Raw genomic sequence first — 13,785 nt, 5'->3', positions numbered from 1 at the left:
CAAATGAGACTGGTGAAGTGATTTAATTTAGCCTATTTAACATTTTTGCTGGAATTATTAGTTTAAATGTGGCAATTCCGTCAATCCTTACAAGCATTTTGCTATTGTTTTCATTCATACTTAACAATTCTCCGGAAAGCCCTTTCAGGCATCCATTATTGATTAACACATGGTCCCCTTTTTCGAAAGTCTCTACTAAAGTATATTTTACACCACTTTCACATATTAATTTGAAATCGTCTATTTGCTTTTGTGGAACTATAAGCAAGCCTTTACCGTCTATTGCTTTTATGAATGAGATTTTAATTCCATATTCATTAGCGATTGACATGCCTGTATTGAAATCTGTATGTATAAAGACTATATTGGGTATGACAGGCGTCCAGACCTCAGCTTTTCGATCTTTTCGTATACGAATTTCCTTTTGAAACGGAACATAATTCTCTATACCAAGGTGTTCCAACTTTTCTTTTACTGTCCTTTCCTGATTGCGCCTTACCCGGGCGGCAAACCAGACGTTAGATTTGTAATATGACATTTAAGGAATTATTAAATATAAGATAAGAGGTTCGTTATTAACATTCGGAAAGATGCTACCGGAATCTCTTTTTATAGCTTTGTTTAAATCATTGTGCGGCTCTGTTCCTAATGTTTAATTAAAGACGAACAGGGTAATATACATTAATTGTTTCTGGAAATGGGCAAAAGCTTCGCTATTGAAGGATACATAAATATCCTCTCAGGAGATTAATTTAAATTGTATGAAATCCATGAATTAGTACCAATAAATACAATGGGACATTTAGTCGTATTGATACCATTCATCTTTTTGAAAAAAATAAAACGAGATAATTAACATATATATATTAATATCCATTTTATTGATAACTTTTGTTTTAACGTTTTCTATTTTTTCAAAAAATATTAAGCAACAACTGTATAAATAGTTTGTCAAAAAACGAATTTGATTTTAACCGAATCTGCGGCTTTCAGTTAAGAAATTGTTTTTCTTTTTCATTTAATTATATAGCATTTATGAAGCCAAAAATATTAAATAAAACTAATAGGGGATGAGTCAATTTTACAAATAACGGGTCGATTTTACAAATAACAAGTCAAATTTACAGATAACAAGTCAAATTTACAGGTTATGGATGTTTTTCATTTTTTTCAGCTTTGCGAGTTTTTATTGATAGATTTTGCCGGCGGTAAATAGCCGGTGTGCATCCGATATGCTTCCCAAAGGCTCGCTGAAAAGTAGAAATCGAATTAAATCCGGATTTCTCACCTACCTGTAAAATTGATAGATCGGGATCTGATAATAGTATTTTGCAAGCATGTTTCAGGCGAAAGCTATTTATATAATCATAAAAAGTAATGCCTAATGTTTTATGAAAATACTCTGACAGATAGGTACGATTGGTGTTCAATGCTAAGGACAGGTCTTGTAAAGATAGAGAAGTATTTAGCCATGGGCGTTCCTGTTCCATATATACTTCCAAATTATGTATAAACTTGTCATTGAACGGTAATGCCTTTGTTTTCTCTTCCTGAACGGGTATGAATAATTCCTCTTCATGGAATACCGAAACGTGTTTTATTGAAAATTTGTATATAAAAGTCCAAATAATGATGAGAAACAGATAATAGACCGGATATAGCCAGCTATCATTTTCTTTCAGCAGGAGAGCCCACATCAGATACCATACTGCAAATATATATATACGACTACCCGTATCCATTCTATAGTATTGGTGTCAATATTCGACAGGTTATTTCTCAGATTACGGTTGTAACGGTCGGAAATAAAAACAATAAGAAAGAAAATGATAGCAGCAATTATCGTTGTATAGGTAAAGGAAAGTATAAGTATTATCTTATGCTGGGTGATGACAAATATTATTACAAAAAGAATAGTGGGAGCCTGTAGTAAAAAACTTTTTTTAGTATCCATGTAGCTTGGCCTAATGATTTTCAGAAGAAAGGACCCGGCTAGCGGGACAAGGCACAAGTCAACCAATTTTTTGAATACGATGAATGTTTCATTTTCTTGTAGTTCTTCAATCATAAATCCGAACGTTAATGCTATCGGTACAGGTATTATAGCAAATAACCAGAAGAGAGAATTCAGTATTGAACTTTTCGTTCTTTTCGGGTATAAATTCATACACATCATAATACACATCATCATAAATGCCCCGCGCATCATGTGAAGCAGATTTTCTGTAAATGATTGTAAAGAATAGTCCATATGTGTTTTGGTAGTTGCTTTGTTGATATACTTATAGAAGGGAATAAAAAGCATCTAATGATATCTCTTTATCCTTTGTATCTTGATCTCTCAGATTGGAGGCTACAGTTCGCCTTAGCTTTTTATCGTTAATATATAATTCTATATGCTTTACTATATCATCTGTATCTATTTTACAAATCAGTCCTGTGTTACCATGTTCGATGATTGAACAGGCGGTATCGAAATTTGTTGTTACTATCGGTTTATTTAAGAGTGAAGCTTCTATTAAAGACAAACCGAGTCCTTCGAAAAGCGAAGTTTGTATATAAATATCTGCGGCCTTAATATAAGGATATGGATTGTCTGTAAATCCTGTTAAAGTCACGGCATCGGCAATCCCTAGCTTTTCAATCCCATATTCAATATTTTTACGTTCCATACCTTCGCCTATAATATACCAATGCACTTTGTAACCTTTATCTATCAGTTTGCGGCAACTCTGAAGGGCCAGATCCAAGCCTTTGGGTTTTGTCAGGCGAGCTACTGTTACCAGATTTATACAGGTATCGCTGAAAGGCTGCGCAAGCGGTTCCTGGCTCATAGATAATATGAGGTCTTTGTCTACGATATCCTTTATAACCTTTGTATTTATTCCGACACCGATACGAGCCATTGAAACGGTGAAAGAATTACAGCTCTCAGGGGATACCGCAATAACCTTATCGAATGATTTGTAAAATTTATAATCAAATGACGGATTATAACCTGCCTTTATATAATCTGTATTAATCCAGGCATATTTCTTATCCGATACCACTAATTCTGAAACAAAATAAGTGGAGAATCCCTGATTATAAGCAATAGCTATATGAAACTCTTTTTCCAAAACGGGAATATATTTACCGAAGCTTTTCCAAAACAATTGAGAAGCGTGCATATTCTTTCTGTAACTCATTTTCTTTAAAATCCAGAATTTAATTCTTCCCCCAATATATTTTATTTTATTGCCAGCTACAGGAAATTCCCTGGTAAGTACCTTGACTTCTTCAGGAATAAGCTTCTCAAATAGTCCACCTCTACAAAACAATAATACAGATATATCTAAATGGGTATAATCCAGATTGTTTAAAAGCGTTACAAGGCTCTTTTCCGCTCCCCCGCAATGTAAAGATTCAATGACAAACAATATTTGCTTTTTCATCAGATGGTAAATTGTCTTTTAAAAACGATTTGGATTTTTCTATATGTTTTTCAATAATAGAATTTACAATTTTATAATCTATAGTGGTACTGAGATCGAAGTCGGTTTCATTTTTTACTAAGCAATGTTTTAACCCGACTAAATCCAATAAATCTCTCATCCGCGTATTTATTTCTTCGTTCCGGTTAACTACACAGACCTGTTTCCCGAATATCAAAGAAAAAGCGAGCGCATGGAAAGAGTTTGTCAGGATATACTGGGCATGACAGACCAGTGAAAGAAACATGTCCGGGGCGCAATACCATAAATTCTTATCGGCATAGGAGATATTCCGGTTTACTGTGAATATCTTATAATTGTTTGTCCGCGCAATTTTCTTCACTAACTTTTCAATCATTTCATTAGAGTCGAAATCATACACGAGAACATATTTATCTGGAATATAAGTAACAAATGTTTTGATCCAGAATGTTCCCGGAAGCAGGAATACGGGGTCTAATACCTGCGTGGCACTTATTCCTAACTCTTTTAGTATAGATACGCCTGACCTCTCTCTTACAGATACTGCATCCAGCTTCTTAACTTTTTCGTACACAAAAGACTTTATCTCATCTGCTATTTTATCAACTGCAAAACTCGCAGCGTACGATAGCCTGGTCTTATCCTCCGGAGCAAAATCAAGGTAAAAAGCAGCATCTTTTCCATTTGGGAAAAGTGGATTCCATATCTGGTCGCTGCCACAGATGTAAACATCAGCTTGTGGAGGGCTCATTCTCAACTCATTATTTGATTTGTAAATAACGGTATCTACATTTAAATAGCGGGCAGTGAATTTATCAAATGACTTCTTTTTTCTTAGAGAAGTTATCCTTTCGGGAAACTTTGCCAATAAATAAAAATACTTTAAGGGAAACTTTTGGAATCTGGGATTCGATATCATCTTTAAATCAAAATGATTACTCAAATAATCAGGTTTATAATGAATCGCTTGTGATTCATATCCAAGAGTTTGCAAATAGTGCAATAATGCGTATTCTTGCAAGGTCGCGCCGTAGTTATAAACTTCGTGGCAGGTTATTGTTTTTATTCTCATTCGCAGGTGTTTAAAAAGTCCTCAGGTCTTTTCCTCCGATATATTATTTTCTTTGGAATCTTAGCCGTATTTATTTATAAAAAGCTCTATATCAAAAAAGTCTTCTACCCGTTCTTTTATAGTGGTATCCTCCCAGTCCCACCATTTTATTTGATTTAGCCTGTCAATCATGGCTTTGTTATGTTTCATGGAAATGACCCGGGCTGGTACCCCTCCCGCCACTGCATAATCGGGAATGTTCCTTGTTACTACGGCATTTGCCGCTATAGTCACCCCGTTTCCAATGGTCACCCCGGGCAATATATATACCCCCATGCCAATCCAAACATCGTTACCTATTTTTATACCTGTCCTTTGTTTCCTGTTTTCTAATAGGCGGCCTCTTTCCTGCTCTGTTATCAACCCATGCCTGTACAAGCTGGGTATCAGAGGAAAACTGGTAACTTGCATTATGGTATGATAGCCTTCGTCGACTATTAGTTTTACATCATTGGCAAGACTCGAATATTTCCCGACCCAAACTCCGGCAGTCGTCCAGCGCCATATCTTTGCGCTATTATTTATAGTGCGGTGACCTATCGTTGTATATTTATCATCTTCCAACAAAGTATAGTCTGTCTTCTTTAATAAGGTTTGGTAATCTACACCTAATATTTTCCATAATAGAAGGCGTAAGTTAAATAATATGCTGTTCATTTCGTATCTTCTTTAAATATGTTCTTTCTTGTTTATCCATCAGGAACAGATAAACGATGATGAAATATGCGAAAAGGTATAATGAGATCTTGAGAAGGAATACAGGCCATGAAACTTCTTTAGCGTAGACTGTATTTATTACTGTTACTAAAAAGACTAATACCGATATATAAACAACCGGTTTCAGCAGAGCTTTCCTTATAAAGCTGAATGGCTTGAATGAAAATACTTTGGAGTAATACCAATTGGTAAAAAGCATATTGATAAATAATCCTGAAGCAACTGACAGGGTCATACCCATAATTCCATATCTGAATGATAAAAAATAGCCGCAGACAATTACCAACAGTATAATCGATAAAGCCCATATGGCTTTTGCCCTGATTTTACCTTTGGCTTCGAGTACCGAATTGCCGAAACCTTGCAATAGAGGGATCGTGTTTACAAGCATAATTATCAGGGCTATATACCAGGCCTGACTATAAATGTTCCCTACCCAGAGATAAATAAATTCCCGGCCAAAGAGGAAAAATATACTTAAGATAAAAAATAGGATATAGCTATTGATACTGGCAATCTGGACCATTGTCTGAAAAATATCACGATTGGTCTTATGTACCACCATTGCTGTGGCTTTAGGCAACAGCAGATTGTTAATTGCATTGGCAAATGTTCCATAGTATGTTCCCAACATAATACCAACCCCATATACACCTACAGCTATTGTATTGGCATTCATTCCCAGTATTATCTGTCCCGATTGCCATTGAAACTGCTGCGTTATGGCAAGGATGAATATCCAGAAAGAGTAATTTAAGATATCCTTCAATAAAACTTTATTAAATTTAGTAAATGCAAATTTTATAGCTATGGATCTGCTTACATACATGTAAGCCACTGCTATAAAGATGAGATTTACAATAGTATCGATAATAACCAGTGATATGCAATCTCCTCCCAGATACAGTATCCCGACAATCAAGACACTTCGGAAAATGCCTTTGATGATATTTACTCCCCGTGTAAAAACAAAACGTTCATAACCATTGCATATGGCGATGAAAGAGCCTCCGGGAATTGTTATGGCGAGATTAAGTATCAAAAGTGCAACCATAATCTTGCTTTTATGTAATTCAGTTGGTGTAAGTGATTTTGAAAACATTCCGTCCATATTGAAATAGAGTAGGAATCCTGCCAGAACAATGCCGACTGCAATGATAAGATAAGTGGATATTATCGTTGACAAAAAATGCTCCTCTCCTTTTTTATCATTTATCGACCTGTATTTTGCCACATATCTGATGATAGTATTATTAAGTCCAAAATCCATCAGGCATAGGTATGAGACAAAAGAACCTGTTAGAGTATATAACCCGTATTCAGAATCACCCAGGTGTCTGATAATGAAAGGGGTTAGTACTAGTCCCAATATAACAGAGATGAATATATTGGTATAAGACAATAGAACTCCGTATTTGATTTGATTTGTATCTGTATTAAACATATCTATATTCTAAATTATTAACTGATGTACTTTTGTATTCAATAATATTGAAGTACATTTTTTGATAAAGAACTCAATCACTTTAGATCGGGCAATTATATGATATGAAAAAAGATATAAAAACAACAAAAATGAAGTTAAGTATTGGGCTTTATATTTTCGTTAATATTAAAATTGTTTTGCAAATATATGGATATTTTGTTAAAACGAATAACTAATTCAGGGTAAATCATGTCAGAGGATGAAGAAAACAGTTATTAATATGCAATAGACCAAGGTAAAAAGTATGGAGAAATACAGTAAAAAATAAAAAAGAACCAAATAAGTAAAATAAGGATAGTATACAAATTTACTATCCTTATTTTATAATCACATTAAATCAGAAATATTCTGATATAGGTTGTTTTTTACAACACAACCTCTTTGATATAAGTCTTGAACCGGCTTTCTGCCTTGATAATTACCTTTGATACACCTTCAGATGGAATCATTGTAAAAATGTGGTCTGTTTTGCTTGCCCCGATCCAGGTCCTGCCGGGAACAGTATTATCCCCTTTTATGCCAAAGTATGTGAGAGATAATGGATCATAGACGCGGTTTTGTTCATTGTAGCGGGGCATCACTTTGTATGTCTTTCCATTGTCTTCGGAGTAGCTGACTTTCCAGTTTGTATCCCAGTCCCATACATTGACAAGCAATTCATTCGATGCCGGAGCCAGATCAGGCCTTGCTTCACCCGGTTTGAAAACTGAAAATTGATCATCCGGATTTAAGTAATCCCTGTATTCCCATTGTATCTCAGTTCCGTTCACTTTAAAAACTTTGTATCCAAGATTCGTTCCGTCCAGACATACCGGACCTTCCCAGAAGCCACCGCATGCAGCACCTACCATATGTTCTATAATTCCGGCGCCATTATCCATTACCGAATTATAATGTGTATGTCCGCTCAGCAAATGGACATTGGCATATCCGGCCAGTAGCTTATGCAAATCGGCACTATTGCCGTAAGATTCCTGAAATCTGGACATTGAGGGCGCATGGAACATGACTACCAAAGCTTTATCTTTTGATACGTAAGAAAGGTCTTTTTTCACCCAATCGAGTTGTTCTTGTGTAAAGCCAACGCTGTATTTCGTATCGGGGCCTCCTTCAAAAAGAATATTGTCCAGTGCAATATAGTGGACTTGTCCTTTGTTAAAAGAATAGTAAGTAGGGCCATAGTGCCGGATATAAGTTGAATCTGAAGTACGGTCGTTCAGAATAGAAGTCGTAGTCGTTTTCAGATGGTCATGATTGCCGATCGCGTAATATACGGGCTGCTTTAGGACTGAAAAATACATCTTACTTTCATCATGCATATTGGGCGTGTCGAACACAATATCTCCTACTACCATCAAATGGACAGGGTTTAGTTTATTCTTATCTATATTATTTGCCATTTCGGATAAAATGGGTTTCAACAGATTAAGCTCTTTGGTATTTCTTACCTGAGGATCTCCGACTGCGATAAAATAATGATTCTGGTCTGATGCCGGGGACTTTATAAGCTCAAAGTTGATCGCTTTCCTATCCGCTACATTCCTTATATTTATCCAAAACTTAGGGACACTGTTTTCTACAGGGACTGTATATCCTGCCGGCGAGGACAGGTATATAAGCGATGCCGAAGTGTTATATGGCAATATATATTTACCGTCTTTATCTGTCACTGCAAAATTAGTTCCATCTGTTACCACAACATTGGCAACACCCGTTTGAGCGCTACGTACATAACCTTCGTTTGTAATACCCGGATTATTTCCCTTACCGTCCTGAGAATCTATCTGAGCTTCTGACTTATCACACGATGTAATAAACAATGCGATAAGAATTATTAAGAACCTGAATTTATTATATGTCTCCATTTGCATACTTGTTTACATTAATAGTTCGGATTATTCCCCAAAGCGGGATTAATTAGTATTTCCGATGCCGGAATAGGCCATAAATAGTTCTTTTGTGCATCGAAAACACGCTTACTCAACACCCTGTATTTCGATATGTTATTCATCTTGGAGAAATCCGGACAACCATTTTCATCTATCTCCGGAATTCCTCCAAAAAACCAGAGTTGCGAAGTAACGAGTTTCTTACAGTCGGTAACAGACGTAGGAAGCCCGTAATTGGGCCTGTTCATTACAGTTTCTGCAATCTTCCAGCGGATAATGTCATCGTAACGAAGGGCTTCGAATGCAAATTCCATCCGTCTTTCTATCCTTAAAATCCGGCGCAGCTTGCTTTTATCCGTTTCTGTTATTTTCGGATAATTATTCGAAGTGTAAGCCACTTTGTATGCCCGGGCTCGAACCATATTCATAGCGTCCAGAACGGATTGGTCTATATCACCCAGCTCTATTTTGGCTTCGGCATACATCAATAATACATCGGCATATCTCATTATCAGTTTATCATTATTGGCAAAGAAGTCGTCGCCCCAGTCTTCATCTATACCTTTGCGCAGCATCAGTCCATTGTAAGAGGCATACTGGTCTCCCGCTTTGGAATCTTTGTTGGGTACAAACTGTGCTAGATTATAATTCCAGCATTGAGCCGAATCCGGATGTACGGTATAATTATAACCGAAATAGTTAGAATCGAACTCTACGATTGTATAGCTGCATCGGGGATCCCTGTTTTTGAAAGGCTCGTTTGGATTATATAATGGAGATTCGTCAATCGTTTTGCCATCGGTGCATAAAAAAGAGCAGAATAAGTCCCAGGAAGGTTGTGCCGTGGCCGAAGGTGATGTTACATTGCGGCTGAGGTACGGTTTCACTCCATTTGCCGGAATAGCCGAATTGTAGGCAATATCGCGGGGTATGCCAAAGACTGTTTCCTTTGAATTTTTCGTTTTACTTTTGAACAATTCGCCGAAATCGGAATAAAGGCTGTAATAGTTTAGGTCTATACACTTCTTTGTCGCAGTTTTTGCAGTTTCATAATCTTGAAAGAACAACGCAACGCGCGCTTTCATCGCATATGCAGCCCCTTTAGTAGCTCTTTTGACTTCGGAAGAAGCATATTCAACCGGAAGCCTTTCTGCGGCATAGTCAAAGTCTTGGTAAATGTATTTCAGTATTTCGTCTTTATCTGTTTTTCCTGCATGATAAGCATCTTCCAGTTCCATATTTTGTGAATAATACACAACATTCCCAAAACGGCTTATCAGGCGGGAGTACATACACGCCCGTACAAAACGGGCATCTGCAATATACCTTTCATAGTGTTCCGCCGATACATTTGCTTTTGACCTCTCAATATTCTCAAGAATAGTATTTGCCCTACTGACTGCTTTATACGAATAACTCCACGTGTTTTTTAAGAAAGTGGAATTGTCCCCGTTTAATGTCCCATTAGTAAGCGGAACCAAAGTTGTACGATTCATCCAGTCATCCGATGCTTCGTCTAAAGACATGATGGCTGTTTCACCCCAGTCGCATTTAAACATAGGCCAGAACTGATGCAGATAAAGAGTATTTAAAGCCATCTCTACCTGTGGCCCGTCTGTAAACCATGTTTCACTCGATGCCTGAGATAGTGGTTGCAAATCCAAATCGTGGCATGCGGAAAAAAGTAAAGAGGATATTCCAAGAATTGGGATATATAATTTTTTTAATTTCATAATCTATCAGTTTTCGTTTTATAGAATATTAATTTAGAATTGTATTGATGCTCCGAATGTTATTGATTTGGTTATTGGATAACCTGTCGTACTTACTTCCGGGTCCCAGCCTTTGGGATAATGGCTGATGGTGAGGAAGTCCTGTATATTTGCATATACCCGCAGCCTGTTTGCTGAAATTTTACTGATTAGTTGTTTAGGCAAAGTATAGCCTAATGTTATATTTTTAATGCGGAAGTATGAGCCATCGAATAACCAGAAGTCAGATGCCGCATAATTATTAGCATTTGTATCCCGCATTATACGTGGATATTGAGCCCTGAGATTTTGCTCGTCGGTATTGTAATTACTCCAGTATTTACCTAATATAATTTCAGGCACATTATACCAGTCGGCGCGTACGGGCTGTGCCATCTGATCGGTCAATATAGCATCCTTTTTACCAACGCCCTGAAAAGTCAGCAGAAAGTCGAGACCTTTATAAGCGAGGCTCAGATTTCCTCCGTAATTGAATCTGGGAAGGGACGAACCGATAACAACACGATCATAATCTGCCGAAATTTTCCCATCAGGCACCCCTTCCGGTCCGCTAATGTCTTTGTAACGGATATCGCCCGGGCCAACTACAGAAGAAGTAACGGCACCCAGGTCATCACCCTTATGGTAAATTCCATCGCTCAGGTATCCGTAATAAGAAAGATATTCAGAACCCTCTGTTATTATAGTCCAGTTATCACTGTCGTAGTCACGGGTATTCTTCAGGTAGCCCATTACAGACTTATAGTCGTATAAGTTAAAACTTATCCCATAACTGAATTGGTCGATCTTATCATTCCAGCCCAGTTCTATTTCCCATCCTTTGGTTCTCATTTTGCCAATATTCTGATAGGGGTCTGAAAAACCCATAAAGTTTGGTATATCTACTGCGATGAGCATGTCCTTAGTATTTTTCCAATAATAGTCCCCGGTGAATTGCAAGCGGTTATTCAATAAGTATAAGTCAAGCCCGATATCGGCAGTAGTCGTGGTTTCCCAAGTATTTTCTTTTATTGCATATTGATCTGCAGAGGCTCCCTGAACAGAACTTGGAATATCTCCTGCATAAAGAGTTGGATTGTTGAATTTCATATAAGACTGATAGGTATAGTTACCGATACGTTCATCCCCTAATTGTCCCCACGAACCTCTGAATTTGAGCATTGATATTACCGGAATCCTTTTTATAAAAGCCTCCTCACTCGCAATCCATGCAGCTGACAGGGAAGGGAATGTTCCCCAACGGTGGTCTTTGTGAAAACGTGATGAGCCGTCATGGCGTAGATTGAATTGGAAATAATATTTCTGATCCCAATTGTACATTAATCGCCCGAAAAAGGAACGATAGGCATTTTCGTAGGCATCACCCTTGTTAGTCTGCAATGTTTCGGGACCAGCATTTAAATAAGGATAGTATGCCAGTTGATACTGATCGCGGGCGGCCAATAAAGACTCATTGAAATAATAGTAGTCTTCATAGCCAAGCATTGTATTGATGTTATGTTTGTCTATTCCTTTCAGATAGTTCACAAATATTTGCGAGTTGATAGAGTGACTGTCGTTCCGGTTTTCGGTAAGAGACATTGTCTTGGTGCCATCCATAATGCCTGTCGGAAGCTCTTCTTCAAAACTGGTATAATATTTCACCTGCTTTGTGAATGTCTTATCTTTTGAGAAATTGTATGTAGGAGCAAAAATACCGGTAATAGACATCCCTTCCATTGGCTTCAGAGTAATGCTAGCCTTGATACTGGCCAGATAAGCATCGGACTTCGAATCTCCGCCATCCCTCATCTTCCCGTAAGGGTTAGTTCCGTCTTTTCCTCCTGCCAGCCGGCCGTCAGTGTATACTCCGGCATACACCGAAGCGGCGTATCTCATTTGCGTGGACGGGCTGTATGCCGGATTGATTGACGATGTTTTCTTCAGGTTGGCATCAATGCTTGTACTCAGCCAATTATTTATCGTAATATCATTATTGACACGCAAAGTAACCCTATCCCAGGAAAGATTATTTTCGAAAAGCCCGTCCACTTTGTCGTATCCTATCCCTACCTTGGTCTGGTATCGGGTGTTTCCGGCTGTTATGCCTACCTGATGGCTTTGGCGGGGGGCATACTTTTTCAGGATAAGGTCTGTCCAGTTGGTATTAGGATATTTATTCGGGTCCTGTTTGTTCAACGTCCAGTAATTATCTATCAGGTCTTTAGCGTAGATACTATATTCTCCGACTCCGGATGCGGCCCCGGAACCATTCCATTCCCGCTCGTTGGCAATCTTCATATACGTTACCGCGTCCGCATAATCAGGCATGTCACTGGCAAAGTCCATAGAATAGCTATAATTGTAATCGATATTGATATCCTGTCTCGAACCTCTCTTGGTAGTTATGAGAATAACTCCGGAAGCTGCCCGCGCGCCGTATATAGAGGCCGATGCAGCGTCTTTCAAAACAGTCAGGTCTTCAATATCGTAAGGATTTACATCGTTGATACTGTTCGCGGCAACTCCATCGACTATGATAAGCGGGCCGTTATTACGCATAGATGTAATCCCGCGCACCCGTATATCCGCTCCTGCCCCCGGGGCCGAACTGGAACGGGTAACCGTAACTCCGGGAATAACTCCTTGCAGAGCCATAGAAGCCTGAGGATTCTGACGGCTTGTTATATCTGCACCATCCAGAGATGAAATAGAACCTGTCAAGTCCTTTTTACGGGCAACACCGTAACCGATAACAATTACTTCATTCAACGATTTCTGCGATTCCTCTAGTATAACATTGATTGTTTGTTTAGCCGCGACACCAATTTCTTTTGTCTCAAAGCCAACGTATCTGAAAATCAAAATGTCGGATTCAGATATGCCGGATAAAGAATAAAGCCCTTTTTCATCTGTTTGGGTTCCTTTTCCACTTCCTTTTACTCCTACGCTGACGCCGATTAACGGTTCACCCTCTTTGTCAGATACCAGGCCGGATAGAGAATGTTTACCTTGCGATGTAGCCGTAGCCGGATTACTCTGTATAATTATATACGACTTATCAGCTACTTTTTTATGCCTGAAAGCCGTCAGTTCCAGACTCCTGCTCAGAACAGATTCTACATCTCCTTTCATGGTTAATGACGGGACGCTGATTCCCCCAAGACTTTGAGAATCGAAACTGATAGTATAACCGCTGTCTTTACTTATTCGATTGATACGTTCAGACAAGAGCTCTTTGGGATAAGAAACCCCGATAGTCTGTCCCAGTGCATCAACCGGAAGACTGAACTGGAGAAGATAAATAAATAAAATAAATAACAATTTTTTCATATTGATCAATAAATTAGTAAATATTTCTACTTTGTTATATAGC

The 13,785-nt window shown here is 38.1% G+C and carries 10 protein-coding genes; all 10 read right to left on the bottom strand.

What is annotated here, in order from left to right:
- Positions 1-22: 22 nt before the first annotated feature.
- On the bottom strand, positions 23-538 hold the full coding sequence (locus tag ACYQ3L_RS19180) for a UpxY family transcription antiterminator (RefSeq protein ID WP_379993723.1): 516 nt from the start codon (positions 536-538) through the stop codon (positions 23-25).
- 610 nt (positions 539-1,148) lie between these two features.
- Complete coding sequence (locus ACYQ3L_RS19175; RefSeq protein WP_379993722.1) at positions 1,149-1,742, bottom strand: AraC family transcriptional regulator; 594 nt, start codon at positions 1,740-1,742, stop codon at positions 1,149-1,151.
- A complete protein-coding gene (locus ACYQ3L_RS19170) occupies positions 1,697-2,068 on the bottom strand; it encodes a hypothetical protein (protein ID WP_379993721.1) in 372 nt (123 codons plus the stop codon). The genes ACYQ3L_RS19175 and ACYQ3L_RS19170 overlap by 46 nt, the downstream gene beginning before the upstream one ends.
- A gap of 214 nt (positions 2,069-2,282) precedes the next feature.
- Complete coding sequence (locus ACYQ3L_RS19165) at positions 2,283-3,434, bottom strand: glycosyltransferase (RefSeq protein WP_379993719.1); 1,152 nt, start codon at positions 3,432-3,434, stop codon at positions 2,283-2,285.
- A complete protein-coding gene (locus ACYQ3L_RS19160; RefSeq protein ID WP_379993718.1) occupies positions 3,406-4,527 on the bottom strand; it encodes a polysaccharide pyruvyl transferase family protein in 1,122 nt (373 codons plus the stop codon). The genes ACYQ3L_RS19165 and ACYQ3L_RS19160 overlap by 29 nt, the downstream gene beginning before the upstream one ends.
- A gap of 60 nt (positions 4,528-4,587) precedes the next feature.
- Positions 4,588-5,223 carry a CatB-related O-acetyltransferase gene (locus ACYQ3L_RS19155; RefSeq protein WP_379993716.1) on the bottom strand — a complete coding sequence of 212 codons (636 nt, stop codon included), beginning with the start codon at positions 5,221-5,223 and terminating at the stop codon, positions 4,588-4,590.
- Positions 5,204-6,727, bottom strand: a complete 1,524-nt coding sequence (locus tag ACYQ3L_RS19150; RefSeq protein WP_379993715.1) for a lipopolysaccharide biosynthesis protein — start codon at positions 6,725-6,727, stop codon at positions 5,204-5,206. Before ACYQ3L_RS19150 ends, ACYQ3L_RS19155 begins: the two co-directional genes overlap by 20 nt.
- Before the next feature lie 407 nt (positions 6,728-7,134).
- Positions 7,135-8,634: a calcineurin-like phosphoesterase C-terminal domain-containing protein gene (locus ACYQ3L_RS19145; protein ID WP_379993714.1), complete on the bottom strand. Its 1,500-nt coding sequence runs from the start codon at positions 8,632-8,634 to the stop codon at positions 7,135-7,137.
- 17 nt (positions 8,635-8,651) lie between these two features.
- The gene (locus tag ACYQ3L_RS19140) at positions 8,652-10,391 is read right to left on the bottom strand and encodes a RagB/SusD family nutrient uptake outer membrane protein (RefSeq protein WP_379993713.1); all 1,740 of its coding nucleotides are present in this window, start codon (positions 10,389-10,391) and stop codon (positions 8,652-8,654) included.
- Positions 10,392-10,424: 33 nt separating this feature from the next.
- A complete protein-coding gene (locus tag ACYQ3L_RS19135) occupies positions 10,425-13,742 on the bottom strand; it encodes a SusC/RagA family TonB-linked outer membrane protein (RefSeq protein ID WP_379993712.1) in 3,318 nt (1,105 codons plus the stop codon).
- Positions 13,743-13,785: the final 43 nt, after the last annotated feature.

This window comes from Dysgonomonas termitidis, from assembly GCF_054657735.1.
Note: the sequence above shows the minus strand (reverse complement) of the source record. Positions and strands in the feature narration are given on the sequence as shown.